The sequence below is a fragment of the Hymenobacter rubripertinctus genome (genome assembly GCF_003583925.1).
Classification (GTDB): domain Bacteria; phylum Bacteroidota; class Bacteroidia; order Cytophagales; family Hymenobacteraceae; genus Hymenobacter; species Hymenobacter rubripertinctus.
Genome location: NZ_QYCN01000001.1, coordinates 131960 through 157886, shown reverse-complemented (window position 1 = coordinate 157886; position 25927 = coordinate 131960). Strand labels below are relative to the sequence as shown.

24 protein-coding genes and 4 tRNA genes are annotated in these 25927 nt (G+C 58.0%); 21 read left to right on the top strand and 7 right to left on the bottom strand.

Going from position 1 to position 25927, the window contains the following annotated elements; all coding sequences use genetic code 11:
* Positions 1-67 precede the first annotated feature (67 nt).
* Both D0T11_RS00720 and D0T11_RS00715 read right to left on the bottom strand, forming a co-directional pair.
* Positions 68-1333: a class I SAM-dependent methyltransferase gene (locus tag D0T11_RS00720; protein ID WP_245990563.1), complete on the bottom strand. Its 1266-nt coding sequence runs from the start codon at positions 1331-1333 to the stop codon at positions 68-70.
* 152 nt (positions 1334-1485) lie between these two features.
* A complete protein-coding gene (locus tag D0T11_RS00715) occupies positions 1486-2097 on the bottom strand; it encodes a hypothetical protein (RefSeq protein WP_147374463.1) in 612 nt (203 codons plus the stop codon).
* Between the two features lie 156 nt (positions 2098-2253).
* Here D0T11_RS00715 and D0T11_RS00710 point away from each other — a divergent pair, with 156 nt between their 5' ends.
* Both D0T11_RS00710 and ahcY read left to right on the top strand, forming a co-directional pair.
* Positions 2254-2997: a DUF4397 domain-containing protein gene (locus tag D0T11_RS00710; protein WP_119653859.1), complete on the top strand. Its 744-nt coding sequence runs from the start codon at positions 2254-2256 to the stop codon at positions 2995-2997.
* A 146-nt stretch (positions 2998-3143) separates the two neighbouring features.
* A complete protein-coding gene (ahcY, locus tag D0T11_RS00705) occupies positions 3144-4463 on the top strand; it encodes an adenosylhomocysteinase (protein ID WP_119653858.1) in 1320 nt (439 codons plus the stop codon).
* Between the two features lie 80 nt (positions 4464-4543).
* Here the strand turns inward: ahcY and D0T11_RS00700 are convergent, their stop codons facing one another.
* Entirely contained in the window at positions 4544-5554 is a 1011-nt protein-coding gene (locus tag D0T11_RS00700) for a hypothetical protein (RefSeq protein WP_119653857.1), read from the bottom strand.
* A 288-nt stretch (positions 5555-5842) separates the two neighbouring features.
* Positions 5843-6721, bottom strand: coding sequence for an SDR family oxidoreductase (locus D0T11_RS00695; protein ID WP_182888183.1), 879 nt, complete (start codon positions 6719-6721; stop codon positions 5843-5845).
* A gap of 88 nt (positions 6722-6809) precedes the next feature.
* On the opposite strand from D0T11_RS00695, the gene D0T11_RS00690 reads away from it, so the two are divergent.
* The 6 genes from D0T11_RS00690 to nadD all read left to right on the top strand — a co-directional run bounded on the left by D0T11_RS00690 (position 6810) and on the right by nadD (position 11083).
* Positions 6810-7574 carry a glycosyltransferase family 2 protein gene (locus D0T11_RS00690; protein WP_119653855.1) on the top strand — a complete coding sequence of 255 codons (765 nt, stop codon included), beginning with the start codon at positions 6810-6812 and terminating at the stop codon, positions 7572-7574.
* Positions 7571-8596: a glycosyltransferase family 9 protein gene (locus tag D0T11_RS00685; protein ID WP_119653854.1), complete on the top strand. Its 1026-nt coding sequence runs from the start codon at positions 7571-7573 to the stop codon at positions 8594-8596. Before D0T11_RS00690 ends, D0T11_RS00685 begins: the two co-directional genes overlap by 4 nt.
* 325 nt (positions 8597-8921) lie before the next feature.
* A complete protein-coding gene (locus D0T11_RS00680) occupies positions 8922-9554 on the top strand; it encodes a sigma-70 family RNA polymerase sigma factor (protein WP_119653853.1) in 633 nt (210 codons plus the stop codon).
* 42 nt (positions 9555-9596) lie between these two features.
* A complete protein-coding gene (locus D0T11_RS00675) occupies positions 9597-9884 on the top strand; it encodes a hypothetical protein (RefSeq protein WP_119653852.1) in 288 nt (95 codons plus the stop codon).
* A gap of 9 nt (positions 9885-9893) precedes the next feature.
* Positions 9894-10478 (top strand): guanylate kinase, encoded by a 585-nt coding sequence (gene gmk, locus D0T11_RS00670; protein WP_119653851.1) that lies wholly within the window; start codon positions 9894-9896, stop codon positions 10476-10478.
* Positions 10475-11083 (top strand): nicotinate (nicotinamide) nucleotide adenylyltransferase, encoded by a 609-nt coding sequence (gene nadD, locus D0T11_RS00665; RefSeq protein WP_119653850.1) that lies wholly within the window; start codon positions 10475-10477, stop codon positions 11081-11083. The genes gmk and nadD overlap by 4 nt, the downstream gene beginning before the upstream one ends.
* Positions 11084-11192: 109 nt before the next feature.
* On the opposite strand, the gene frr is transcribed toward nadD, so the two are convergent.
* The 3 genes from frr to D0T11_RS00650 form a co-directional block, all read right to left on the bottom strand.
* On the bottom strand, positions 11193-11756 hold the full coding sequence (frr, locus tag D0T11_RS00660; RefSeq protein ID WP_119653849.1) for a ribosome recycling factor: 564 nt from the start codon (positions 11754-11756) through the stop codon (positions 11193-11195).
* Between the two features lie 58 nt (positions 11757-11814).
* Positions 11815-12582: a UMP kinase gene (pyrH, locus tag D0T11_RS00655; protein WP_119653848.1), complete on the bottom strand. Its 768-nt coding sequence runs from the start codon at positions 12580-12582 to the stop codon at positions 11815-11817.
* A 107-nt stretch (positions 12583-12689) separates the two neighbouring features.
* Complete coding sequence (locus tag D0T11_RS00650) at positions 12690-13199, bottom strand: biotin/lipoyl-containing protein (protein WP_119653847.1); 510 nt, start codon at positions 13197-13199, stop codon at positions 12690-12692.
* 99 nt (positions 13200-13298) lie between these two features.
* Between D0T11_RS00650 and D0T11_RS00645 the strand changes: the two genes are divergently transcribed.
* From D0T11_RS00645 to rpoB, 13 genes are all read left to right on the top strand, one after another.
* On the top strand, positions 13299-15899 hold the full coding sequence (locus tag D0T11_RS00645; protein WP_119653846.1) for a M1 family metallopeptidase: 2601 nt from the start codon (positions 13299-13301) through the stop codon (positions 15897-15899).
* 253 nt (positions 15900-16152) lie between these two features.
* A tRNA-Tyr gene (locus tag D0T11_RS00640) sits at positions 16153-16235 on the top strand.
* Between the two features lie 106 nt (positions 16236-16341).
* Positions 16342-16414: transfer RNA gene (locus D0T11_RS00635), tRNA-Gly, on the top strand.
* A gap of 92 nt (positions 16415-16506) precedes the next feature.
* Positions 16507-16578, top strand: a tRNA-Thr gene (locus tag D0T11_RS00630).
* A 168-nt stretch (positions 16579-16746) separates the two neighbouring features.
* Positions 16747-17934: an elongation factor Tu gene (gene tuf / locus D0T11_RS00625; protein ID WP_119653845.1), complete on the top strand. Its 1188-nt coding sequence runs from the start codon at positions 16747-16749 to the stop codon at positions 17932-17934.
* Positions 17935-18062: 128 nt separating this feature from the next.
* A tRNA-Trp gene (locus D0T11_RS00620) sits at positions 18063-18136 on the top strand.
* Between the two features lie 59 nt (positions 18137-18195).
* A complete protein-coding gene (gene secE, locus D0T11_RS00615) occupies positions 18196-18390 on the top strand; it encodes a preprotein translocase subunit SecE (RefSeq protein ID WP_119653844.1) in 195 nt (64 codons plus the stop codon).
* A 21-nt stretch (positions 18391-18411) separates the two neighbouring features.
* Positions 18412-18981: a transcription termination/antitermination protein NusG gene (nusG, locus tag D0T11_RS00610; protein ID WP_119653843.1), complete on the top strand. Its 570-nt coding sequence runs from the start codon at positions 18412-18414 to the stop codon at positions 18979-18981.
* Between the two features lie 185 nt (positions 18982-19166).
* On the top strand, positions 19167-19610 hold the full coding sequence (gene rplK, locus D0T11_RS00605) for a 50S ribosomal protein L11 (protein ID WP_119653842.1): 444 nt from the start codon (positions 19167-19169) through the stop codon (positions 19608-19610).
* Between the two features lie 18 nt (positions 19611-19628).
* Entirely contained in the window at positions 19629-20321 is a 693-nt protein-coding gene (gene rplA, locus D0T11_RS00600; RefSeq protein ID WP_119653841.1) for a 50S ribosomal protein L1, read from the top strand.
* A gap of 18 nt (positions 20322-20339) precedes the next feature.
* Positions 20340-20894, top strand: a complete 555-nt coding sequence (gene rplJ, locus D0T11_RS00595) for a 50S ribosomal protein L10 (protein ID WP_119653840.1) — start codon at positions 20340-20342, stop codon at positions 20892-20894.
* 174 nt (positions 20895-21068) lie between these two features.
* Positions 21069-21440 carry a 50S ribosomal protein L7/L12 gene (rplL, locus tag D0T11_RS00590; RefSeq protein WP_119653839.1) on the top strand — a complete coding sequence of 124 codons (372 nt, stop codon included), beginning with the start codon at positions 21069-21071 and terminating at the stop codon, positions 21438-21440.
* 300 nt (positions 21441-21740) lie between these two features.
* Positions 21741-25616, top strand: coding sequence for a DNA-directed RNA polymerase subunit beta (gene rpoB / locus D0T11_RS00585; RefSeq protein WP_182888188.1), 3876 nt, complete (start codon positions 21741-21743; stop codon positions 25614-25616).
* Positions 25617-25927 lie beyond the last annotated feature (311 nt).

The window sequence follows — 25927 nt, the reverse complement described above, 5'->3', positions numbered from 1 at the left end:
ATGGGCGGTATGGTACCATCAGGGCCAGCTACAAAATCCGTGTAATCCGTGATCCTGATTCGTGCTCCTAGGCGGTGACCTTCTCGCATACCAGCACCAGTAGCTTGCCTTCCAGGTTGGTGGTGGCGAACAGGTACAAGTCGCCGCCCTCGCGGATGCTGGTGCGGTGGCGGAACTCGGCCACCGTATCGGGGAAGTTGCGGGTCGTGACGTTGGCCCGGACCTCGGGGCCGAGGTGGGCGCGCAGGGCCGGACCATCGTACTTCTCCACGGCCCGGATGCGAAATTTGCGGCCGGGGAAGTCGGTGCGCAAAGTATCGGAGGTGTAGAGGTGGCTGTGCTGGTGGAGCTTGAAGAGCTCGAAGGCCGTGCCCACACTCTTAAATCCGCCGGCTTTGAGCACGGCCACGTTGGGCTCGTACAGAAACTGGCGGGGCTCGGCGTAGCGGGCCACCGCCTTACTCTCCCGGGCCCGGTTCAGCCGGAATTCTTGTTGAGTTCCATCACGCCGCAGGTTCACGGTGTACCGTTCGGGGTCGATGGCCGGCTCAGGCCCCAACTCGTAGAGGACCTCCTTGCACTCGTTGTCCACGGCTACCACCCACAGCCGCCGTACCTGGCGCAGCTCCTGAATAGCCTGCTCAATATCGAGCATGGGGGAGGTTTTGAGCAGCACACTGCGGCTCTTGTGCAGCAGCAGGGGCAGCAGGCGCAGCACGTCGGGCTCGCAGTCCTGGAGGCGGAAAATTTTCTTGGCCGCCGTATCGCGCCGGGCCGGGTCGAGGTAAATCCAGTCGAAGGCGTCGGGAGTGCTCCGCAGAAACTGGGCGGCGTCGGCGGTGTGGCACTGCACGTTTCCGATGCCCAGCTGGGCCAGGTTGAAGCGCACCACCTCGGCCAGGGCCGCGCTGCGCTCCACGTACTGCACCTCCGTTACGGTGGTGGCGAAATGGGCGGCATCCACCCCGAAGCCGCCGGTCAGGTCGGCCAGGCGGTGGCCCTGCACGAGGGAGGCTTTGAAGGCCGCCGTACGGTCGGAAGAAGCCTGCTCCACCGAGAGGGCGGGCGGGAAAACCAGGTCGGGGTTGGCGGCCCAGGTCGGGATTTTGACGCGGGCTTTCTGGCGGGCCTGAATCTGCCGGACCAGGTCGGGTACGGGCAGGCCGGGGTAACGGCGGGCTTGCAGGGCGAGTTGGGCGGGGTCGTCGTGCAGGTGGTCGGCAACGTACTGCCGGGCCGCCGTGGGCAGCGGGTATTCCATGTAGAAAACTGCGAAAAACGGGCCGGAGCCGGCCCCGGGACTTTCCCGGGCCGACGTGTAAGGCGCGGTCAAACCTAAGCAGGAATCCGGCAATGTGCCGGAATCAGGTTTTGGAATAGGGTGTCAGACAAAACAACTAAGCCGTTGCGGCGGGGCTCCCGGCCGTTCCCCGCAGGAAAGCATACCGAAAGTCCCGCCGCAACGGCCTGGTAACCCCAAGGGCGTTAGCGCAGGTTCCAGCTCAGGGCCAGCAGCGGCTGGCCGGTAGCGCTGGCAGCCAGGCCCACCGTGCTGGGGCGCAGCTGGTACAGGACGCCCGTGCGGGCGGCGGGCAACCCGGCGTTGTTGGCCTCCACCGCCCGCTGAAAGTGCGAGTTGGTATTGCGCGAGATAAAGACGTTGCTCAGCAGGCTGAAAGCCGCCAGGCCAACGGCTGCTTTCTGGGTATTGTTGAAATACTGCTGCTTTTCATCCAGTGCCAGCACCTGCTGGCTGTACAACCCCACGGCCCCCACAAACGTGAGCCGCTCGGCCACGAACAGCCACTTCTGCTGCCGGTACCGGTTCAGGTTGCCCAGCGCCTCCTGGTTGCCGGCCAGGTAGGGTCGCAAGTGCTGCCCAAAGAAACCGGCGTTCCGGTAATCGGGGGTAGCAATGCCCGTTTCGGTCGTAAAATAGAAGTTTTTCTGCACCCCGTTCAGTCCGCGCTCCTGGTCTTCCGGGGCCAGCCGGATAATGGTTGCCTGCTGGGCCTGAGCTCCGACAGTCAGGCCAGTGAGGCAAACGACAGCAAGAGCAGAACGGCGTAAAACACGAATGAGAGCGGGGAGAGGCATCTGGGGCATAAGTACAAATCTACGGCGCGTTTGATCAGCTTACTAAGCCGTCAGACGAGAAAAAAGTGCAATTCATCGAGGAAAAGTTTAAGTGCCCGCTCAACAAAACCAGCACGGTATTCGTTGTGGCAGTCAATTCACCCCTAACTCCAGACTATGAAAACGCTGATTTCGTATTTCCGCCCGGCCGCCTTGCTGATGGCCCTGCCCGCCGTGCTGGCTTTCTCGGCCTGCTCCAAGGACGATGAGCCGGTTGCTCCTGCTCCCGACCAGGCCAAAGTGCTGGTGGTTCATGCCGCCGCCGGGGCGAACCTGAAAATTCAGGCCCTGGCCAATACCACCGACCTGGGGCAGCTGGAGTACGGTACCAATACGAACTACTCCACCATCAATGCAGGCAATAACACGTTCAAAATAAACGTGGTTAACGGCGGACAGACGGTAGCTACCCAGGATGTGCTGCTGGCCAAGGATAAGAGCTACTCCGTTTTCGCCTACACAACCGGGACTGCCGCAGTGGCGCTGAACGCGTTTGAGGACGATCTGGCGGCCCCCGCTGCGGGGACGGCCAAGATTCGCATCGTGCACATGGGACAGAATGCTCCCTCGCCCGTGAAACTGTCGCAACAGACGATAAACGGGGCAACCGATCTGGCCGGCGTGAGTGCTGCTTTCGGTAGCGCATCGGCCTTTGCTGCTATCCCGACCGGAACCTACAATCTGCTGGTAACAACTGGTCCGGCGTCTACTACCGTCGTAACCGTGGGAGACGGCAATGGCAACCCAACGGCCAACAAAACCTACGAGGCCGGAAAAATATACACCGTGCTGGTGCGCGGAATCCTGGGCAACATAAACCCCGCCTTGCAGCCTAAAGCTGTGATTATCCAGAACAACTAGCCGGATTCACGATTACCTGATTCAGAAAGCCCGCCCCGGATATCCGGGGCGGGCTTTCTGAATCAGGTAGTTATACCGCAGCGGCTGGACTCAGCTTAACAAATTGAATATCTTTGTGGTTTAGTAAAGAAAAAATCTGTTTTACCATGGTGGATACCAAGATGACGGCCTACGTTCCGTTCAAAGTGAAAGACATGAGCCTCGCCGAGTGGGGCCGCAAGGAGATTCGTTTGGCGGAAGCCGAGATGCCCGGTCTGATGGCCCTGCGTGACGAATTTGGCACCAGCCAGCCGCTGAAAGGTGCCCGCGTAGCCGGCTGCCTGCACATGACCATCCAGACGGCGGTGCTCATCGAAACGCTCATCGCCCTCGGAGCCGACGTAACCTGGTCTTCGTGCAACATCTTCTCGACCCAGGACCACGCTGCTGCGGCCATTGCCGCCGCCGGCATTCCGGTATATGCCTGGAAGGGCATGACGGAAGAGGAGTTCAACTGGTGCATCGAGCAGACCCTGTTCTTTGGTGAGAAGCGTGAGCCCCTGAACATGATTCTCGACGACGGGGGCGACCTGACCAACATGGTGCTCAACCAGTTCCCCGAGCTGGCGGCCGGCATCAAAGGCCTGTCGGAAGAAACGACGACCGGCGTGCTGCGCCTGCTCGACCGCGTGAAGGCCGGCACCCTGCCCATGCCCGCGTTCAACATCAACGACTCGGTGACCAAGTCGAAGTTCGATAACAAGTACGGCTGCAAAGAGTCGGCCGTGGATGCTATCCGCCGGGCTACCGACGTGATGATGGCCGGCAAAATTGCCGTAGTAGCCGGCTACGGCGACGTAGGGAAAGGTACTGCCGCCTCGCTGCGCGGTGCCGGTGCCCGGGTTATTGTAACCGAAATCGACCCGATCTGCGCCCTACAGGCCGCCATGGACGGCTACGCCGTGAAGAAAATGGAGACCGCCATCAAGGAGGCCGACATTGTGGTAACGGCTACCGGCAACTGCGACATCATCACCGAAGCCTCGTTCCGCGCCCTCAAGGACAAGGCCATCGTCTGCAACATCGGCCACTTCGATGATGAGATTGACATGGCTTGGCTGAACAAGAACTACGGTAGTACCAAGGACACCATCAAGCCCCAGGTAGATCTGTACACCATCGACGGCAAAGAAATCATCGTGCTGGCCGAAGGCCGCCTCGTGAACCTGGGCTGCGCCACCGGCCACCCTTCGTTTGTGATGTCGAACTCGTTCACCAATCAGGTACTGGCTCAGCTGGAACTGTGGCAGAACGCCGACCAGTACGAGAACCAGGTATATACCCTGCCCAAGCACCTCGATGAGAAGGTAGCCCGCCTGCACCTCGCCAAAATCGGCGTTGAACTGGAGGAGCTTCGCCCGCATCAGGCCAAGTACATCGGCGTAGACGTGGAAGGTCCGTTCAAGTCGGATTTGTACCGCTACTAGGCTTTCGTGCTTTCAGACTATAGAAAAACCCCGCCCGGCGCTGCGCCGGGCGGGGTTTTAGCTTTTGGTGGGCCGTCAGCTTACTCGCCCGTAGTGAACCAGCTGGCCCCCAACTGGCCGGGCAACTGGTACACGCGAACAGAGTCGCCCACGGCGGTCTGCTCGTAGAAGTCCTGGGTTACCGTTACATCGTCGGGCTGCGGGCGAGGCCCCCAGGGACCCACGTTGAGGTAGTACGTGCTCGATTTGCCGGAGGTGAAGTGCTTGTCGAGCACTGGCACGGCATGCACCTGCACTCCGGAAGTATCGAAAACACAGTTCGCGGCCACTGCCGCCGCGTAGCCGTACAGCAGCGAAACGGCTCCGATTGTCAGTAGCGCGCTTGCCCGATTGGCGCGCACAAACCGCTGGCTGCCCAAAAGCAATGCCGTCGCCAGCAATACCGCCGCACCGAGGGCGTAGGGGAAGAGCGGTTGGTAGGCCAGTAGTTCAAAGTCAAGCAGCGTCCGCAGCAGTAGCGCCAGCCCCGGGATAAACAGCGCAGAGGTCAGGGCTGGGTAGGCGCTTTCTTTGCGCTCATCGGGGCGAATCAGGCCACGGTGCCAGAAAAGGACCAGCGCGGCCAGGGGCGGAAGGGCGAGGGCCACGGCTACGGCCCAGTCGTAGGGTTTAGGAAAAAAGAAAAGCCAGCCGCCCACCAGCCAACCGGCAACGTTCAGCGCCCGGCTCACTTGCCGTGCCCGGGCCAGGTTGGCCTCCCGCTCCAACTCGTCGCGTCCGAACTCAACTTCCTGCCGAAGCGCTTCAGTTTCTTGCTGCTGCTGCTGGACATCTAAGTCCGGAAACCGGTCGGCCAGCCACTCCTGAATCTGCGCATACCCCTCGCTAGTATAGCCGATGCGGATGCCTGGGTATTGCTTCGAGGTAGGAATGATATGGATGTACTTGTCATCGGTGCGGTAGCCTTTCACGCCCGCCAGCGGAATCTCCTTCCGCCGCAAGGCTCCGGCGTACACAATGCTTTGGTCAGAGAAAATATGGCGGGCCTTGTATGTCTCATAGACCGCGAAGGCCATAAACAGCCCGAACATTACAAAAGCTGCAGTCAGCACAACCATCCCGGTGTTCCAGCGTCCATCTGCGAGCCAGAAAGGGGCGGATAGAAAGAGCAATACCAGTAACGGAGCGAACAGATAGATGAAAATTCGCCAGCCTTTGGCGGTGCCATAGCTGTAGGTTGTTTGAGTAGCTGAAATAGCGTTGGACATACAGAGGGCCAAATAGGAAGTAGCAGGAGCATGCCAAAGCTACTGGCCCCAATGCAAACGACCAACTCTCAAGAGTTGGTCGTTTGCATTGAAAGTAAAGTCTTCTCGTTTTTATTTCCCGAAAAACTTCTGGCCCACCATTTCCTCGGTCTGCTCCCAGAGCTGCCGGGCCTTGTCGGGGGCCGTCAAATCGTGCTTCACGGCCTTGGCCTTCTGCTTATCAAAGTAGCCACCACTAACCTGCCCACCCACGGGGTTGGTGGCCAGAAACAGCGTGGTGCGGGCACCTTGCTCGGTCGAAATCATGAACGGCCGGCCCAGTGTAGTCATCAGCGTGAGCCAACCGCCCGACTCCGAGCCGAAGCCACTGGCCACGGCGCCCGGGTGCAGGCTGTTGGTGACGATATTATCGGTGCCCCGCTCGCGCAACTGCCGGGCCAGCTCCTGCGTGAAAAGGATGTTGTAGAGCTTCGTGTTGCCGTACTGCCACAGGGGGTTGTAATCGTGCTCCTGGTTGAGGTCGGCCAGCTTGGGATTAGAGAAGCGGTGGGCCACCGACGCCACGTTGATAATGCGGGCCGCCGGGCTTTTCTCTAGCGCTGGCAATAGCAGGCTGGTAAGCAGAAATGGGCCAAGGTAGTTGGTAGCCAGCGTCATTTCGAAGCCGTCGGCCGATTCCTCGCGCTGCTTGCCAAACAGCAGGCCGGCATTGTTGATGAGCAAATCGAGGTGGTCGTAGCGCTGGAGGAACTCGCCCGCCGCCCGCCGCACCTGGCCCAGGTTCGACAGGTCGCAAAGCAGCACATCGACGCGCTGGCCGGGCCGGGCGATGGCCTGGAAATCCTGGCGGACGCGGGCAGCTTTTTCGGCGTTGCGGGCTAATAGGATTACGTGGTGGCCCTGGCGCACCAGCTCGCGGGCCGTTACTTTGCCAATGCCGGAAGTGGCGCCGGTTACGAGGGTAATCTGTTCAGAAGCAGCAGTTGTCATGGGATAAAGGATTGGTTGCCCGGCTATACGCGCCCGTTGCGGGGCGGTTCGCATCATCACCGCCCAAATCATCCGATATTTGCCGCCTATGCTCGTCCTCCCGCTGTCCGTCGTCGTCATCACCTTCAACGAAGAAGCCAACATTGCCCGCTGCCTCGAAGCCGCCCGCGCCGTGGCCGATGAGTTGGTGGTAATCGACAGCTTTTCCACCGACCGCACCGTGGAAATCTGCCGGGCGCTAGGCGCGCGGGTGGTGCAGCACGCCTTTGCGGGGTACGTGGAGCAGAAGAACTTTGCCACCGCCCAGGCCCGTCACCATCATGTGCTGCAACTTGACGCCGACGAAGTGCTGACCGAGGAGCTGCGCCGTAGCATTCAGGCGGCCCGGGAAAACTGGCGGGGCGGCGGCTACACCCTGGCCCGGCTCACCAACTACTGCGGCAGCTGGGTGCGCCACGGCGGCTGGTACCCCGACCGCAAGTTGCGCCTCTACGACCGCCGCCTGGGGCACTGGGAAGGCTTGTTGCTGCACGAGCGCTACGAACTGGCCGCCGGGCAGCCTGCCCCGCTGCCGTTGGCCGGCGACGCCCTCCACTTTTCCTACGACTCAGTGGAGCAGCACGTGCGGCAGCTTAACCGTTTCACTAGCATCGCCGCCGACGAGCTGTGGCTACGCGGCAAGCGCCGGGTTTCGTGGTTTCACCTGTTGCTGAAGCCCGCCTGGAAATTCGTGCACGGCTATTTTCTGCGGGCGGGTTTTCTGGATGGTTTCGCCGGGCTGAGTATTGCCGTTATTTCCGCCTGGGGTGTCTTTCTGAAATTTGCCAAGCTCAAAACTAAAGCCGCCGCATGAGAACCTTTATCATCAGCCGGACCGACGCCATCGGTGACGTGGTGCTGACGCTGCCAGTGGCCGGCCGGCTAAAACAGCTTTTTCCGGGCTGTCGGGTACTGCTGCTGGGCCGTAACTACACCCGCGCCGTATCGGAGGCTTGCCCTTGGATAGATGATTTCGTGAGCCTCGATGAGTTGCAGCAGTTGCCGCCCAACCAGCAGGTAGCCACTTTGCGTTTGCTCGGGGCCGACACCATTCTGCACGTTTTCCCCAACAAGGACCTGGCTCGGCTGGCGCTGCTGGCTGGTATCAAGGTCCGCATCGGCACCCGCAACCGCTGGTTCCACTGGCTCACCTGCAACCGCCTGGTCGCCCTGAGCCGCAAAAATTCCGACCTCCACGAAAGCCAGCTGAATCTGGCCCTGCTCCAGCCCCTGGGCGAAACTGCCCCGCTACCGTTGCCCACCGTAGCCGCGCTGGTCAAACTCACGCCCGTCGTGGCGTTGCGCCCCGCATTAATGGCCTTGCTGGCCTACCGCGAACCGGAACAGCTCAACATCATCCTGCACCCGCGCAGCCGGGGCAGTGCCCGCGAATGGGGCCTGCCGCACTTCGGCCAGCTGGCCCGGCTGCTGCACCAGGCCGGCCACCGCGTGTTCGTAACGGGTACTGCGGCCGAAGGCGAGGAGCTGCGCGACTGGCTACAAGAACACCAACCCTATCTGGCGGCCGAGCTGACGGGCCAATTAGCCCTTCCTGAATTCTTGGCCTTCATTGCCGCCGCCGATGGCCTGGTGGCGGGCAGCACCGGCCCGCTGCACCTGGCCGCCGCCCTGGGGCGGCACGCTTTGGGCCTGTACCCGCCCATCCGGCCCATGCACCCCGGCCGCTGGGCTCCGCTGGGGCCGCACGCCGGGTTCCTAGTGTTTCAGCGCCCTAACTGCCAGGACTGCCGGACCCGCCCGGCGGGCTGTACCTGCATCAAAGCCCTGGAACCGACTCAGGTGCTGGACCAAATTCGCAATTGGCGACCCTTGTAGGCACCAATGCCGAAGATACCTCCCGGCGCCGCTACTGCCCGCTTACAGCGGCTGCTGCGTGGGCCGCTGGCACAACCCGTCAGCCAACGGAATCCGTACGTGTAGTCAATATTGCTGCTGCCCCCCGGTTACTATGTGCCCAGATCAGCAGTGAATGTCCGGATCAGCCAAGCGCCATCCGGATACGGTAGCAGCCTCCACTGGCCCCGCCGCCGACCGTCAGCCTGTGGTGGTGCGGAAACCTTCTTTTCTCCGGGCGGTATAAGCAGTACATTTGTCTAATCAGCGGTATTTTTTTAATATTCAGCCGCAATTTTCAACGTTCATGAGCGACTCTCCCGAGCGGATTCCAAAACTGAGCAAAGAGGAAAAAGACCGGCGCTTTCAGGCCGAGTTAATGCCCGTGCTCGACCCCCTGTACAACTTTGCCTTTCGCCTCACTCTGGATGAAGATGATGCAAATGACCTCGTACAGGAAACTTATCTGAAAGCATATCGCTTCTTTGAGTACTTCGAATCCGGAACAAACGCCAAAGCATGGCTGTTTCGCATCCTGAAAAATTCGTTCATCAACGATTTTCGCAAAAAGAGCAAGCAACCCGCCAAGGTTGATTACAGCGAAATCGAAGGGTACTACAACTCCGAGGAAGTGGAAGCCGACAGTGATGCCGGAACTACCTCCTCAGACATGCGGCAACAGGCCGTGCGCGACCTCATCGGCGATGAAGTAGCGCGCGCGCTGAATTCGCTGCCCGTGGATTTTCGCACGGTTATTATCCTCTGCGACCTGGAAGGGTTCACGTATGAGGAGATGGCAAAAGTGCTGGACATCCCCATCGGAACGGTGCGCTCTCGCCTGCACCGGGCCCGTAATTTTCTCAAGGAAAAACTGGAGAAATACGCCAAGTCGATGGGTTACGGTACCAATGGTGCCGACCCGGACGAAGAACTTGATTAAGCACAGACCCGCAATAACTCCTCTCAATGCCAAGCTTTCGCTATGGAACGTACTTCTACTAAACCAATCAACCAGAACGGAACCTCCCTCGACGGGCCTGACTGTGAACGCGTGAATACGATTCTTGATCAAATCATTGTGGGACAAGACCCCACGGCGGAGGATGAAGATTACTTCATTAATCATGCCGAAGACTGCTCCCCCTGCTTCGATAGCCTGGATAAACAGAACGTCTTTATCGGCTTTCTGGCCCAGCACGTCGGCCGAAAAGGAGCTCCGGCGAAGCTTTCCCAAACTATTCTTGCGAAACTTCAGACAGAAATGGCCTAATTTCGCCCGATGCAGGGTAAAATCATCGCCTTTTCGGCTCCCTCCGGAGCAGGCAAGACCACCATCGTTCATCGGCTCCTGGAACGAATTCCGGAGCTAAGCTTCTCCATTTCAGCGTGTACCCGCGACAAACGGGGCCGCACCGAGGCCAACGGACAGGATTATTACTTTATCTCCGTGCAGGAGTTTCAGGAAAAAATCCGTCACGATGACTTCGTGGAGTGGGAAGAAGTGTATGAAGGGGCGTTCTATGGGACCCTCAAATCGGAGGTGGAACGCATCTGGGACGAGGGCCATCATGCCGTGCTGGACGTGGACGTGAAAGGTGGTCTCAGCATCAAGGAGTTTTATAAAGACCGGGCCCTCGCGGTGTTCGTAAAGCCCCCGTCGCTGGAAGTGCTAGAACAGCGCCTACGTAAGCGGGCTACGGATTCCGAAGCCAGCATTTCGGCCCGCCTCTATAAAGCCAATTTTGAACTCACGTTTGAGGACCGTTTTGACGTGGTTATCGTCAACGATGATCTGGAGCGTGCCCTCGATGAAGCTGAAAAGCTGGTGCGCTCCTTCATAACGGCTGAATCTGCCATTCTATGAACAGCCCCGCTTCCGCCCGCTCCGGTCGGAAAGTGGGGCTGCTTTTTGGTTCGTTCAATCCCATCCATACGGGGCACCTGATTTTGGCCAATTTCATGGCCACGCATACGGATTTGGAGGCGGTGTGGCTGGTGGTCTCGCCCCAGAGCCCGTTCAAGGTGGGCAAGGAGTTGCTGGGCGAGTCGGAGCGGCTTGACCTAGCGCAGCGGGCCATTGCCGGCAATGACCGGTTGCGCGTGCTGGACGTGGAGTTCAGCCTGCCCAAGCCCAACTACACCATCACGACCCTGGACCGGCTGCGGGCGCAGCACCCGGCCGACCAGTTTGTGCTGCTTATGGGCGGCGACAACCTGTCCGACCTGCACCGTTGGGAAGCGGCCGACCGGATTCAGGCGGAGTTTGAGGTATATGTGTATCCCCGACCGGGTTATGCCGCGCCCGACCCGTTGCCGCCTTCAGTCCGGCTGGTGGAGGCCCCGTTGCTCGACATATCAGCTACTTTTCTGCGGCAGTGCCTGCGGGCAGGGCAGTCCATCCGCTACCTGGTTCCCGAGGCCGTAGAGCAGCGAATTCAGGCCCAGGGATATTATTCTGCGCAGCAGTAAACAGCAGAAAGCAAGAGGGGAGACGTGGGTGCCGATGTTCCGGTTTAGCTGAACATCGGCACCCACGTCTCCCCTCTTGCTTTCTGCTGTTTACTGCTGCGCAGTCAGATCAGATGGTCATGATTTCAGTTTCCTTCTTGCCGAGCAATTCATCCACTTTGCTGATGTAGCTGTCGGTGAACTTCTGCACTTTGGCTTCGGCGTCTTTCACGGCGTCTTCGGAGGCACCTTCCTTCTGAAGCTTGCGCAGGGATTCGTTCACATCCTTGCGGATGCCCCGGATGCGTACTTTGCCGTTTTCCGATTCTGCCTTGGCCTGCTTAACCAGGTCGCGGCGGCGTTCTTCGGTCATGGGCGGAATATTCAGGCGAACCCCTTCGGCATCCGACTGAGGGTTCAGGCCCAGGTCGCTGTTTTTGATGGTCTTGGCGATTTCGCTGATCATGTTCTTCTCCCAGGGCTTGATGAACAGCGTGCGCGCGTCGGGGGCGGCTACGTTGGCCACGTTGGCAATAGGAGTGGGGGTGCCGTAGTAGTCTACCCGCAAAGAATCGAGCATGGCCGGGGAAGCCTTGCCGGCCCGGATGCGGGCGAATTCCACTTGCGTATGGTCCAGGGCTTTGCCCATCGACTCCTCGGCCTCGTCCAGGTAAAACTTGATTTCTTCGTCCACTTCTGAAAAGTTAAGTGTTGAAAATTGAAGGTTGAATGACTGAGCTCACGCGGGGCAGTTAGCGCGCACGGCCCGTTTGGTCCACCGTTGGGGGCAGCCCCCCGGGCGTGGTTGCGCCGTGCATACTCACCAGCGTGCCGATGCTTTCCCCGCTGAGCAGGCGTTGCAGGTTACCGTCCTTGTTCATATCGAACACGATAATCGGTAGATTATTTTCCTTACACAACGTGAAAGCAGTCATGTCCATCACGTTCAGGTTTTTGGCCATTACCTCGTCGAACGTGATGTTGGAGAAGCGTACCGCCTCGGGGTCTTTTTCCGGGTCGGCGGTATAGATGCCATCCACGCGGGTGCCTTTGAGGACCACATCCGCCTCAATTTCGATGGCCCGCAGCGAAGCGGCCGAATCAGTGGTGAAATACGGCGAGCCGATACCGGCCCCGAAAATCACGACCCGGCCTTTCTCCAGATGCCGCATGGCTCGCCGCCGGATATAGGGCTCGCACACCTGCTGAATGGTCAGGCCCGAGAGCAGGCGGGTTTTCACGCCCAGCTTTTCGAGGGCACTTTGTAGAGCCATGGAGTTGATAACCGTAGCCAACATCCCCATGTAGTCGCCCTGCACGCGGTCCAGGCCGAATGCTTCGGCCTGGACGCCCCGGTAGATATTGCCGCCCCCGATAACCACGGCTACCTGCGTTCCGGTTGCGGCGGCCACCTTAATTTCTTCGGCATACTGCATGAGGCGGGAGGCATCAATGCCATACTGCTGCTGACCCATCAGGGCCTCGCCGCTCAGTTTCAGCAGAATTCGGGTGTATTTCAAAACGAGAGAGTTAAGCGTGGAACGCGTGGATACGTAGTGAGGCCGTAAGCGGCTACCGGCGGCAGGGGCCGCAGAGTAGCCCTTACGGCCCGGAAACAACTAAAAGACTAGCTGAACTGAATCAGCACCTGCCCTTTCGTTACGTTGTCGCGCAGGGCAACCTTGATAGCGGCCACCGTGCCTTCGCCGGGAGCTTTGAGAATGTTCTCCATTTTCATGGCTTCGAGCACCAGCAGCGGGTCCCCTTTCTGCACCGTCTGGCCCACCGCAACCCGAATGTCGACAATCAGGCCCGGCATGGGTGCTTTCAGCTCGTTTACCTTGGTGCTGACGGCCGCGCTCATCCCCAACTTGTCGAGCAACAGATCGAAGCGGTCCTTGGCTTGCAGTTCCATTCGCTGTCCGTTGAGCTTGAGCACGAGGCTCTTGGCTGCGTAATCAGCCTCTACCAGCTCTGCCGTGTACGAACGACCCTGGTAGAGCAGGTGGTACCGGTTGTGGCCCAGGGGCGTCAGGTCCCATTCGAAGGGCTGACCATTAAGGGTAACGGCCCCGTCGGGACGGTAATCAACCTCCCAGACATGTTGGGGAGTATCGGCGGTACGGACCTGGAGCATGGGCAAACGGGCAGGGGTAGGGCGGAAAAGGGCTTAAAGATAGGCCAATTCTGAAATAAATGCGGAACTTGACCCTCCCATATCCTAGTACCACTCCGCATGAAATACCCGGTTCTCGGTGCCCTTACGCTGGTGCTGCTTAGCCAGTTTCCGGCTTTTGCCCAAGCAGTTAAATCGAGCCGCGGAGCCTCTTCGCCCGGGCATCCGGCACGTAAAAAAGCGCCTGAACCGCTCGAAGTCAACCCAACTCCGGTGCAGGCAGCACCGGTGCCCAACTGGCTGGCCTCTACCCACGCGCTTCAGCCCTCGGCTACCATGTTGCACGACCTGGTCGATACCAGACTGGAAGTTCGCTTCGACTGGCCCCGGCAATGGCTGCTGGGCGTGGCTACCATCACCCTGCGGCCGCATTTCTATCCGCAAAGCCAACTCGTGCTCGATGCCAAAGGCTTCGACGTGAAGAACGTGGAAATGGTAAATGGCCCCAAGAAAGGGAAGGATCTGAAATTCAGCTACGATAAGAAAAAGCTGACCATCACCCTGGACCGCTCCTATCAGCGTACCGAACAGTACCAGGTCCGGATCCAGTATGTAGCCAAGCCTAACGAGCTGCCCAAGGGCGGCAGCGACGCCATTACGGAAGCCAAGGGCCTCTACTTTATCAATCCGCTGGGCAATGAGAAGGGTAAACCCCGCCAGGTCTGGACCCAGGGCGAAACGGAGGGCAGTTCCTGCTGGTTTCCGACCATCGACCGGCCCAACCAGCGCATGACCCAGGAAATTAGCCTGACGGTGGAGAGCAGCCAGAAAACGCTGTCTAACGGGCTGCTCGTATCGTCGCGCCGCAACTCCGATGGCACCCGCACCGATACGTGGAAACAAAACCAGGCCCACGCCCCTTACCTGGCCATGATGGCCGTCGGCGACTTTGCCGTGGTATCGGACTCGTGGCGCGGCAAGCCCGTCGACTACTACGTGGACCCGGCCTATCAGTACACCGCCAAGCAGGTGTTCGGCAACACGCCCGAGATGCTGGAATTCTTCTCCAAAAAGCTAGGGGTTGACTATCCGTGGGACAAGTATGCCCAGGTGGCCGTGCACGATTTTGTGTCGGGGGCCATGGAAAACACCACGGCCTCCACGTTTCAGCAGCAGCTGGTGCAGTTTACGCCCCGCGAGCTGGCCGATGTAACCTACGACGGCTCCGAATCGGTGATTGCTCACGAGCTGTTTCACCAGTGGTTTGGCGACTACGTAACCACCGAATCCTGGGCCAACCTGCCGCTAAACGAATCCTTCGCCGATTATTCGGAGCTGCTCTGGGCCGAGCATAAGTACGGCCCCGATGCCGCCGCTCTGGTGCAGCAAACCAAGCTGCGCAATTACCTGGATGAGGCCCAGACCAAGCGCGAACCCCTGATCCGCTACCGCTACGCCAATCAGGAAGACATGTTCGACCGCCACTCCTACGATAAAGGGGGGCGCGTACTGCACATGCTGCGCAGCTACGTCGGCGACGAAGCCTTCTTCGCTTCCCTGAGTCGCTACCTGACCCAGAACAAGCTCTCCTCCGTCGAAATAGCCGAGCTGCGCATTGCCTTCGAGGAAACGACTGGCGAAGACCTGATGTGGTTCTTCAACCAGTGGTTTCTGCAACGCGGCCACCCGCAGTTGCGCGTCACGCACAGCTACGAGAACAGCCAGGTACTGCTACGAGTGCAGCAAGTCCAGGATACGCTCTACCAGCCCGTCTACCGGCTGCCCATCAGTGTGGCCACCTGGAGCGGCAACAACCAGTCTACCGAGCATCGCATTCTCATCACGAAGGCGGATCAGACCTTCCGCCTGCCGGCCAGCTCCAAGCCAGCGCTGGTCAAGTTTGATGACCCTGGGATTTTGCTGGCCGACATCGACGAAGTGCAGAGCCAGGAGGAGTTACTCTATCAGCTCAATCACGCCCGCGGGTACCTACAGAAGTTTCAGGCCATTCAGGGGCTGCGGAGTAAATCCGGCGACTTGTTGGTGAGCTCGGCCTTTCGTAGTGCCCTCAACGACCCGTTCTGGGCCACCCGCACGACGGCCCTTGAGGGGCTGCGGCGTTACCGCGGGGCCGAGGGCAGCGTTGTGCGCAAAGATTTGCAGCGCGTCGCGCTCAACGAGAAGAAGGGCACCGTGCGGGCTACCGCTATCAGCGTGCTTTCCTCATTTCCCAACGAGGATTTCAGTGACGTCTACAATCTGGCACTCAAGGACAGCTCTTACGCCGTGGTAGGAGCGGCCGTGGTGGCGCTGGCCAAAGCCCCCACGTCTGCTACCCGCACTCAGATAGCAGCCCTCCAGAACACCCGGAACCCGTCCCTGCTCACCGCCCTGTCGGGGTACTACGGGCTGAATGGTACGCTCGATGATTACCCCTGGTTTCTGCAACGCAGCCAGGATGCGCCCCCGGAAGTGCTCTACGTACTGCTCGAAAACTTCGGAATGCTGATGAAACGGATGCCCCCCATCGAGCGGGAGAAAGGCATTCAGCGCCTCGAAACCCTGGCCCGTACCCATCCCCAGGTGTATGTTCGCCTCGGAGCCTACAAGGGGCTGCACGAGCTGGTCGCCAGTATGCCGGTGCTCAAAACGACGTTGCAGGATATCCGCAATAAGGAGAAGGATAACGACCTGAAGGCGATGTACGCGCTGCTCCAGTAAAAAAAATAAAACTTTTTTTCTCGGGATGCGGCTCATCCGAGTCGGGCGCTTATGCTAGGTAGTCAGATAATTACCCTGCCAGCGCCGCGCCGCCAGAGCGAAAAAGGAGGCAGGCCGGAAAAAGCTTTTTGCCGGAAGATTTGACTTACACCAGAAACCTCCTAATTTTGCAGCTCCAATCCACACAACAACAGCCTCGGCTACGAACGTAAGGAAAGGAGTGGCGCGGCAAACGGCCGTGCAAATACAAGCCGGGGGGGTTCCAGAGCGGCCAAATGGGACAGACTGTAACTCTGTTAGCGTAAGCTTTCGAAGGTTCGAATCCTTCTCCCCCCACGGTTTTTAAGACGAGAAATTTTGAAAGGTGAGAAGTTAACGGACTGGTCCTTCGGGCCGGAAAGAGAGCTTCTCTCCTTTCAGACTTCCTTGCTTTATCTCACACGCGGGAGTAGCTCAGCTGGTAGAGCGGCAGCCTTCCAAGCTGCAGGTCGCGGGTTCGAACCTCGTCTCCCGCTCGATGCTCAGAATGGGCAGGTAGCAACCGCCTCGTTACGGGGGGCTGGTAATTGTTCTTCACCTGTCGTATCTTTGCTGAATATTACTTTAAGCCGTTTTAGCTCAGTGGTAGAGCACTTCCTTGGTAAGGAAGAGGTCATGGGTTCAAATCCCATAAATGGCTCAGAATTACGAGTACCAACGGGGCAGCGCGACTGCACCGTTCGGAACTGTCAGCCTAGAAAAGCGACGTGCAGTCCTCTACTAAACGGAGCTGCGTTTCGCTTTCTTACTGTATAGTCAAGTCGCGTTTCCCCCTCTTCACCTCAAAATTCCTCTTAATCTCTTTACAATGGCTAAAGAAAATTTTGACCGGTCCAAGCCGCACGTAAACATCGGCACGATTGGTCACGTGGACCACGGCAAGACTACCCTCACTGCCGCCATCACCATGGTACTGGCTAACAAGGGTCTGGCTGCCAAGCGCGACTTCTCTTCGATCGATAATGCGCCCGAAGAAAAAGAGCGTGGTATCACGATCAACACATCGCACGTAGAGTACTCTACCGTAAATCGTCACTATGCTCACGTTGACTGCCCCGGTCACGCTGACTACGTGAAGAACATGGTAACGGGTGCTGCCCAGATGGACGGTGCTATCCTCGTGGTAGCCGCCACCGACGGCCCAATGCCCCAGACGCGTGAGCACATCCTGCTCGCTCGCCAGGTAGGTGTTCCCCAGCTGGTGGTGTTCATGAACAAAGTAGACATGGTCGATGACCCCGAGCTCCTCGAGCTGGTGGAAATGGAAATCCGTGAGCTGCTTTCGTTCTACGACTTCGACGGCGACAACATCCCCGTAATTCAGGGCTCGGCTCTGGGTGGCCTGAATGGCGATGCCAACTGGGTTCCCAAGATCGAGGAGCTGATGGACGCTGTTGATAGCTTCATTCCGATTCCTGCTCGTCTGACCGACCTGCCCTTCCTGATGCCCGTAGAGGACGTGTTCTCTATCACCGGCCGTGGAACCGTAGCTACCGGCCGTATCGAGCGTGGCATCATCAACTCCGGTGAGCAGGTAGAGATTCTCGGCATGGGTGCTGAGAACCTCAAGTCGACTGTAACCGGTGTGGAGATGTTCCGCAAGATTCTGGATCGTGGCGAAGCTGGTGACAACGTAGGTCTGCTGCTCCGTGGTATTGAAAAAGAAGCCATCCGTCGTGGTATGGTTATCTGCAAGCCCGGTTCGGTTAAGCCTCACACCAAGTTCAAGGCGGAGGTGTACGTACTCTCGAAAGAGGAAGGTGGCCGTCACACGCCGTTCTTCAACAACTACCGTCCGCAGTTCTATTTCCGCACCACCGACGTAACCGGCATCATCATGCTGGCCGAGGGTGTAGAAATGGTAATGCCCGGTGACAACGTAACTATCTCGGTTGAGCTGATCAACTCGGTAGCTATGGAGAAAGGCCTGCGTTTCGCTATCCGTGAGGGTGGCCGGACGGTAGGTGCCGGTCAGGTAACCGAAATCACTGAGTAATTTTCTCTTGAAAATTGCGTGAATAAGCCAATCCGCCCTCGAAAATTTCGGGGGCGGATTTGTTTTGTTTAAAGAGTTACCTACATTTGCAGTCCCAATCCGGCACCTTGGCCGATCGGGACGCATCCACGGGCGTAGTTCAAGGGTAGAATAGAGGTCTCCAAAACCTTTGATGGGAGTTCGAATCTCTCCGCCCGTGCCACCAAGACTGACGGCTGCTTCGGCAGCCGTAGTTTTAACCACCTAACCGGTGCCACTATCATGAGCAAACTGAGCAACTATATCCGGGAGACTTCCGAAGAGATGCGCTACAAGGTGACGTGGCCTTCGCTGGAAGAATTACAGAAGAGCGCCGGCTTGGTGCTGTTGGGCTCCTTCCTGTTCGCGGTAGTGGTAGGGGTGATGGATGTGATTTTCAAGGAAGGCCTAGAGGCTTTCTATAATTCGTTCCTTTAATCGGCAGCAGATACGACGACAATGGGCGAATTGAAATGGTACGTAGTCCGCTCGGTTAGCGGACAGGAGAAGAAAGCCAAGACTTACCTGGAAACTGAAATCGGCCGCCACGGGCTGTCGGAGTTGGTTCCTCAGGTATTGATTCCGGTGGAGAAGGTGTTTGAGATGCGCAACGGCAAGAAGCGCGTACGCGAGCGGAACCTGTACCCCGGCTATATCATCATCCACGCCGACTTGACCCACGGCGAGGTGGACCACATCATCACCAGCACGCCGGGTATCATCGGCTTCCTCTCCGACAAGGAGGGCAAGGCCGCTAACCAGAACATGAAGCCGGTGCCCCTGCACATTTCGGAAGTTAACCGCATCCTCGGGATTGTGGACGAAGCCGAAGAGCAGACGGCCACGCTGGAAACACCATTCGTGGTGGGAGAACTGGTTAAAATCGTGGACGGCGGTTTCGCAGGCATGTCGGGCACCGTGTCCGAAGTGTTCGAGGAGCGCAAGAAGCTCAATGTAATCGTGAAAATATTCGGCCGTAGCACTCCTATGGAGCTTAGCTACACGCAGGTCGAGAAGGAACTGGAATAGTTGTCAGGAACTAGTTGTTGGTTGCCGATCAGTTTCGCACGGACCAACAACCAGTCACCAGCAACCCGTTCAGCATACGTCATCGGTTATCCGCTCCGGACCGGTGGTGCTTCCACTTTTAGGAGCAATCAAAAAACTGAGGAGGTGGCGTGTTACGATGCCGCATCCGAAGCCTTACAAACCAAATGGCCAAGGAAATTAGAGGTTATCTGAAGCTTCAGATAAAGGGAGGTGCCGCGAATCCCGCGCCGCCGGTTGGACCTGCACTTGGTAGCAAAGGCCTTAACATCATGGAGTTCTGCAAGCAGTTCAATGCGCGCACCCAGGATAAGGCCGGCCAAGTTTGTCCTGTACTCATCACCATGTACACCGACAAGTCGTTCGACTTCGTGGTGAAGACCCCCCCCGTGCCGGTTTTGCTCATGGAAGCTGCTAAGCTCCAGAGCGGTTCGAAAGAGCCTAACCGGAACAAGGTTGGGTCGGTGTCATGGGACCAGGTTCGCACCATTGCCGAAACCAAAATGCCCGACCTGAATGCCTTTAAGGTAGAGTCGGCCATGAAGCAGGTGGCTGGTACGGCGCGCAGCATGGGCATCACCGTGTCGGGCGCTTCTCCTTTTGCTGAATAATTTAACAACGGAGAAGACATGGCAATTAGCAAAAAACGCAAGGAAGCCCTTGCCAAGCACGACCTGACCGAAGTTCGGACTCTGGTGGAGGCTGCCAAAATCGTGAAGGATATCACCTACACGAAATTCGACGCCTCAGTTGATATCGATGTTCGCCTGGGCGTAGACCCCCGCAAAGCTGACCAGATGGTACGTGGCGTGGCCACGCTGCCCCACGGCACCGGCAAAACCGTTCGCGTTCTGGCCCTCGTTACGCCCGACAAAGAAGCCGAAGCTACCGCAGCTGGCGCCGATTTCGTTGGTCTGGACGACTACATCGCCAAGATCGAGAAAGGATGGACGGACATCGACGTTATCATCACGATGCCGGCGGTAATGGCCAAAGTGGGTCGTCTGGGCCGCGTGCTCGGTCCCCGTGGTCTGATGCCAAACCCCAAGTCGGGTACAGTAACGACTGACGTAGCCAAAGCGGTGCAGGAAGTGAAGGCTGGTAAAATCGACTTCAAAGTTGACAAAACCGGTATCATTCACTGCTCGGTTGGCAAGGTATCGTTCGACGACCAGAAGCTGGCTGAAAACGCCATCGAGGTTATTCAGACGCTGTTGCGTCTGAAGCCTTCGTCGGCCAAAGGCACCTACATCAAGAGCATCACGCTCTCGAGCACGATGTCGCCCGGTGTACCGGTTGACACTTCGGTAACTTCCGCCTAACCTTAATCAACACGACGTATGATCCGGGAAGAAAAACAAGCCCTCGTCGACGAGTTGAGCGAGAAGTTTCAATCGCACAACGCGTTCTACATTGCCGATGCGTCGGGAATGTCGGTGGCGAAAATCAACGAATTCCGCCGGTTGTGCTACAACCGCGGCATGGAGTTCAAGGTGTACAAGAACACGTTCATCCGCAAAGCCCTCGACACCCTCGAAGTGGACACGACGGAGATGGACGCGGCACTGGTAGGCCAGTCGGGTATCCTGTTCTCGAAAGAGTCGGGCAACGCGCCGGCCAAGCTGATGCAGGAGTTCCACAAGGCTCAGAACTACAGCAAAACTGCCAAGGTTCGGCCCTCGCTGAAAGGGGCTTACGTAGATGCTGGCATCTACATCGGTCACGACCAGTTAAGCACCCTCAGCACGCTGAAAGGCAAGACGGAACTCATCGGTGAAATCATCGGTTTGCTCCAGTCGCCTGCCAAAAATGTTATCTCTGCTCTGTCGAGCGGTGGTACCAAGCTGGCTGGCATCCTCAAAACGCTTTCCGAAAAAGAAGAGGTTGCAGGCTAACCACTGCTCGTCTTTTTCAAGTCAGTATGGAGTAGGTAGTAGTGAGTAAGCCGTATCTGTGCTGAGCCAGAATCTATTTTGAGTCTCGCTGCACCGTATTGAATACTCTGCTACGTGCCCGATACGCAATACAAATTTTTTCCAACAACCCCCCCTTTTTAACAATCTACAGAAATGGCAGATTTGAAAGCATTCGCCGAGCAGCTCGTTAGCCTGACGGTAAAAGAAGTAAACGAGTTGGCTACCATCCTGAAGGATGAGTACGGCATCGAGCCAGCTGCTGCCGCCGCTGTTGCTGGTCCTGCTGCTGCTGCTGCTGAAGCTCCCGAGGAGAAAACTACCTTCGACGTGATCCTGAAAGCTGCTGGCGGTGCCAAGCTGGCCGTAGTGAAACTGGTGAAAGACCTGACCGGCCTCGGCCTGAAGGAAGCCAAGGAATTGGTTGACGGTGCCCCTAAGGCCCTGAAGGAAGGTGTTTCCAAGGACGAGGCTGAAGGCCTGAAAAAGCAGTTGGAAGAAGCCGGCGCCGAAGTAGAGATTAAGTAATTTCTGCTGCCTGCTCTAACAACCAGCAAATTAGGAGAGGCCTGGCAACTAAGCCAGGTCTTTTCCTGTTTGTAGGCCACAACCTAGTCGGAAGTCCGTTTACGCGCCGCTTTGCGGCTTTTCGCGGCTACGGACGGGCCAGCGCAAAGTGCTACTAGTATTGCTTTGCGCTTCGGCGTGTCTACTAAATTCTGACATTTTTTGCCAAGCCGAGGATTCTGTCCTCCGCCTGGCCTGGATTCTCCAAGTATCCATTTCCTAACCCCACATACATTGGCTACACCGAAAGCACAGACCGGCCTGCAAAAATTGCAGGCAGCTGACGAGCGGATCAACTTCGCCAAGATTAAAAAGGTTATTGAGTACCCGGACTTCCTGGACGTGCAGGTACGCTCGTTCATGGACTTCTTCCAGCTGGAAACGGCTGCTGAGAACCGGACCGATGAGGGCCTTTTTAAAGTATTTGCCGAGAATTTTCCGATTTCGGACTCGCGCGAAAACTTCGTGCTGACCTTCATGGACTACCATGTGGACCCGCCGAAGTACTCCGTTGACGAGTGCATTGACCGGGGCCTGACCTATTCCGTACCCCTGAAGGCCAAGCTCCGTTTGGTCTGCAATGATTCGGATAACGAAGACTTCGAAACGATTGAGCAGGAAGTGTTCCTGGGAAATATTCCCTACATGACTGAGAAAGGCTCGTTCGTTATCAACGGGGCCGAGCGCGTGATTGTATCGCAGCTGCACCGCTCGCCGGGCGTGTTCTTTGCCCAGAGCAAGCACACCAACGGCACCAAGCTGTATTCGGCCCGCATTATCCCGTTCAAGGGCTCGTGGATTGAATTCGCCACGGACGTGAACAACGTGATGTACGCCTACATCGACCGGAAGAAGAAATTCCCGGTTACGACCCTGCTCCGCGCCATCGGCTACGGCACCGACAAAGACATTCTTGACTTGTTCGGGCTGTCGGAAGAGGTGAAGGCCGACAAGAAGAACCTCAAAAAAGCCGTTGGCCGCAAGCTGGCTGCCCGGGTGCTGCGCACCTGGACCGAGGACTTCGTGGACGAGGACACCGGCGAAGTGGTTTCGATTGACCGCAACGAGGTGCTCATGGAGCGCGACTCCGAAATTGCGGAGGAAGATATCGACATCATCCTCAACGCCGGGGCCAAGTCGGTCATTCTGCACCGCGAGAACGTGAATATTGCCGACTACGCAATCATTTACAATACGCTGCAAAAGGACAACTCCAACTCGGAGAAGGAAGCCGTGGAGCAAATCTATCGTCAGCTCCGGAACACGGAGGCGCCCGACGAAGAAACGGCCCGCGACATCATCCAGAAGCTGTTTTTCTCGGACAAGCGTTACGACCTCGGCGACGTAGGCCGCTACCGTATTAATAAGAAGCTGGGTATCGATACCGGTTGGGAGGCGCGCGTGCTGACCAATGAGGACATCGTGCTCATCGTGAAGTACCTGATCGGTCTGATCAACTCGAAGGCCATTGTCGACGACATTGACCACTTGAGCAACCGCCGGGTACGCACGGTAGGCGAGCAGCTATACTCGCAGTTCGGCGTGGGCCTGGCCCGGATGGCCCGGACCATCAAGGAGCGCATGAACGTGCGCGACAACGAGGACTTCAAGCCGGTTGACCTGATCAACGCCCGGACGCTATCGAGCGTGATTAATTCGTTCTTCGGCACCAACCAGTTGTCGCAGTTCATGGACCAGACCAACCCGCTGGCCGAGGTGACGCACAAGCGTCGCGTATCGGCACTGGGGCCGGGAGGTCTGAGCCGCGAACGGGCTGGTTTCGAAGTACGGGACGTTCACTACACCCACTACGGCCGCCTCTGCACCATCGAAACGCCGGAAGGACCCAACATTGGTCTGATTTCGTCGCTGTGCGTGCATGCCCGCGTGAACTCGATGGGCTTCATCGAAACGCCCTACCGCACTGCCCTCAACGGCAAAGTGGACATGACGGAGAACGTGAAGTACCTAACCGCCGAGGAGGAAGATACCCACCACATTGCCCAGGCCAACGCCCTGATTGATGAGGACGGTAACTTCATCAAGGACCTGGTAAAAGGCCGCTTCGAGGGTGACTTCCCCGTGGTAGGCCCCGAGGAGTACAGCTACATGGACGTAGCGCCGAACCAGATTGTATCGGTAGCTGCTTCGCTGATTCCGTTCCTGGAGCACGACGATGCTAACCGCGCCCTGATGGGCTCGAACATGCAGCGCCAGGCAGTTCCGCTGCTCAAGGCCGAAGCCCCCATCGTGGGTACCGGCCTCGAAGGCCGCGTAGCCACCGACTCCCGCACCCTGGTGGTAGCGGAGGGCGACGGGGTTATCGACTACGTGGATGCCAACCGTATCATCGTGAAGTACGACCTGACGGCGGACGAAATTCTGGTCAGCTTCGATGCTGAACGGATTTCCTACGACCTGATCAAGTTCCGCCGTACCAACCAAGATACCTGCATCAACCTGACGCCGCTCGTGAAAACGGGCGAACGGGTGAGCAAGGGCCAAGTGCTGTGCGAAGGCTACGGCACCAACAAAGGCGAGCTGGCCCTGGGCCGCAACATGCAGGTGGCGTTCATGCCGTGGCAGGGCTACAACTTTGAGGATGCCATTGTCATCTCGGAGAAAGTAGTGCGCGACGACATTTTCACCTCGATTCACATTGAGGAGTTTGAGCTGGAAGTGCGCGAAACCAAGCGCGGCGAAGAAGAGCTGACCTCGGAAATTCCGAACGTGAGCGAAGAAGCCGTGCGCAACCTCGACGACAACGGTATCATCCGTCTGGGCGCCGAGGTGAAGGAAGGCGACATTCTGATCGGTAAGATTACGCCCAAGGGCGAAACCGACCCGACCCCGGAAGAGAAGCTGCTCCGCGCCATCTTCGGCGACAAGGCCGGCGACGTGAAAGACGCCTCCCTTAAGGCACCGCCGTCCCTGCAAGGGGTGGTTATCGGCACCAAGCTGTTCTCACGTCCTAAAAAAGACAAAAACCTGCGGGCCAAGTCCAAGAAGGAAGTCGAAGAGCTGAAGGAGTCGTACGCTCGCGAGCTGCGCGGCATCAAAGCCGTGATGGTGGAGAAGCTGACCCAGCTGCTGGAAGGCAAAACCTCCCAGGGCGTGAAGCACAAGTTCGGTGACGAAATCATCACCAAAGGGGCGAAGTTCGGCAAGAAGAACGTGGCCGAAAACCTCTTCCCCGAGAAGAACCCCTACAAGGACGAGAGCAATTACGCCGTGCCCGAGGAGGTGAACATGTTCAAAGACCTCGTGCTGGAAGGCTGGACCGCCGATGCCCGCGTAAACGGGATGGTGCTGGACCTGGTGAAGAACTACGCCAAGCGCCGTAACACCATCACGGCCCGCTTCAAGCGCGACCGGTTCACGCTGGAGGTTGGCGACGAACTGCCCGCTGGTATTGTGCAGCTGGCCAAAGTGTACATCGCCAAGAAGCGCAAGCTGAAGGTAGGTGACAAGATGGCTGGTCGTCACGGTAACAAAGGGGTGGTAGCCCGCATCGTGCGCGATGAGGACATGCCTTTCCTGCCCGACGGCACTCCCATGGACATCGTACTCAACCCGCTTGGTGTACCAAGCCGGATGAACATCGGTCAGATCTACGAAACCGTACTCGGCTGGGCCGGTCTGAAAATGGGCCGTACCTACGCTACCCCGATTTTCGACGGTGCCACCGAGGACGAAGTAGCCAAGGAACTGACCGAAGCCGGTTTGCCCGACTGGGGTCGTGCGTATTTGCACGACGGCCTGACGGGTCAGCGCTTCGACCAGCCGGTAACGGTGGGTGTTATCTACATGCTGAAACTGGGTCACCTGGTGGATGACAAGATGCACGCCCGTTCCATTGGCCCGTACTCGCTCATTACCCAGCAGCCGCTGGGTGGTAAGGCCCAGTTCGGTGGTCAGCGCTTTGGCGAGATGGAAGTGTGGGCGCTGGAAGCCTTCGGCGCTTCCAACGTCCTCCAGGAAATCCTGACGGTGAAGTCGGATGACGTGGTAGGTCGGGCTAAGGCGTACGAAGCCATTGTAAAAGGCGACATTCTGCCCAAGCCGAATATCCCCGAGTCGTTCAACGTACTCATTCACGAGTTGCGCGGTCTGGCCCTGGAAATCACGCTTGACTAACGGTTGAAAAGGGGAGTTGCCGGCGTTCTGACGCTGGCAGCTCCCGCTTTCGAGCGTTTTGCTATACGCGGTTCGGGAAACCGATTGCAGCCTTGGTCGGCGTCGTTTCGAGATATGGTCCGAACGACCCCGCTGCCGACCCTGGCCGCCCGTACCAAGTTTGGCTTTGCCCAAAGCCAAACTGTTATTTACCAGACCTGCTCGAATCTACTGCCCGGCGTACCTATCCGACCGACAGAGCACTTTTAGCAGAGTCGAACTGTTCTGGTTTTTCGGACTCTTCTTAAGAAGGGCCGATTATTCTGAATAGC

Coding starts and splice junctions, on each gene's coding strand:
- rplJ (WP_119653840.1), top strand. CDS start 20,340: ATGATCCGGGAAGAAAAACAAGCCCTCGTCGACGAGTTGAGCGAGAAG.
- secE (WP_119653844.1), top strand. CDS start 18,196: ATGAGCAAACTGAGCAACTATATCCGGGAGACTTCCGAAGAGATGCGC.
- D0T11_RS00675 (WP_119653852.1), top strand. CDS start 9,597: ATGGAACGTACTTCTACTAAACCAATCAACCAGAACGGAACCTCCCTC.
- D0T11_RS00700 (WP_119653857.1), bottom strand. CDS start 5,554: ATGTTCGGGCTGTTTATGGCCTTCGCGGTCTATGAGACATACAAGGCC.
- D0T11_RS00715 (WP_147374463.1), bottom strand. CDS start 2,097: ATGCCTCTCCCCGCTCTCATTCGTGTTTTACGCCGTTCTGCTCTTGCT.
- nusG (WP_119653843.1), top strand. CDS start 18,412: ATGGGCGAATTGAAATGGTACGTAGTCCGCTCGGTTAGCGGACAGGAG.
- D0T11_RS00680 (WP_119653853.1), top strand. CDS start 8,922: ATGAGCGACTCTCCCGAGCGGATTCCAAAACTGAGCAAAGAGGAAAAA.
- gmk (WP_119653851.1), top strand. CDS start 9,894: ATGCAGGGTAAAATCATCGCCTTTTCGGCTCCCTCCGGAGCAGGCAAG.
- rplL (WP_119653839.1), top strand. CDS start 21,069: ATGGCAGATTTGAAAGCATTCGCCGAGCAGCTCGTTAGCCTGACGGTA.
- D0T11_RS00645 (WP_119653846.1), top strand. CDS start 13,299: ATGAAATACCCGGTTCTCGGTGCCCTTACGCTGGTGCTGCTTAGCCAG.
- rplK (WP_119653842.1), top strand. CDS start 19,167: ATGGCCAAGGAAATTAGAGGTTATCTGAAGCTTCAGATAAAGGGAGGT.
- D0T11_RS00690 (WP_119653855.1), top strand. CDS start 6,810: ATGCTCGTCCTCCCGCTGTCCGTCGTCGTCATCACCTTCAACGAAGAA.
- D0T11_RS00685 (WP_119653854.1), top strand. CDS start 7,571: ATGAGAACCTTTATCATCAGCCGGACCGACGCCATCGGTGACGTGGTG.
- rplA (WP_119653841.1), top strand. CDS start 19,629: ATGGCAATTAGCAAAAAACGCAAGGAAGCCCTTGCCAAGCACGACCTG.
- tuf (WP_119653845.1), top strand. CDS start 16,747: ATGGCTAAAGAAAATTTTGACCGGTCCAAGCCGCACGTAAACATCGGC.
- D0T11_RS00710 (WP_119653859.1), top strand. CDS start 2,254: ATGAAAACGCTGATTTCGTATTTCCGCCCGGCCGCCTTGCTGATGGCC.
- D0T11_RS00695 (WP_182888183.1), bottom strand. CDS start 6,721: ATGACAACTGCTGCTTCTGAACAGATTACCCTCGTAACCGGCGCCACT.
- ahcY (WP_119653858.1), top strand. CDS start 3,144: ATGGTGGATACCAAGATGACGGCCTACGTTCCGTTCAAAGTGAAAGAC.
- nadD (WP_119653850.1), top strand. CDS start 10,475: ATGAACAGCCCCGCTTCCGCCCGCTCCGGTCGGAAAGTGGGGCTGCTT.
- D0T11_RS00650 (WP_119653847.1), bottom strand. CDS start 13,199: ATGCTCCAGGTCCGTACCGCCGATACTCCCCAACATGTCTGGGAGGTT.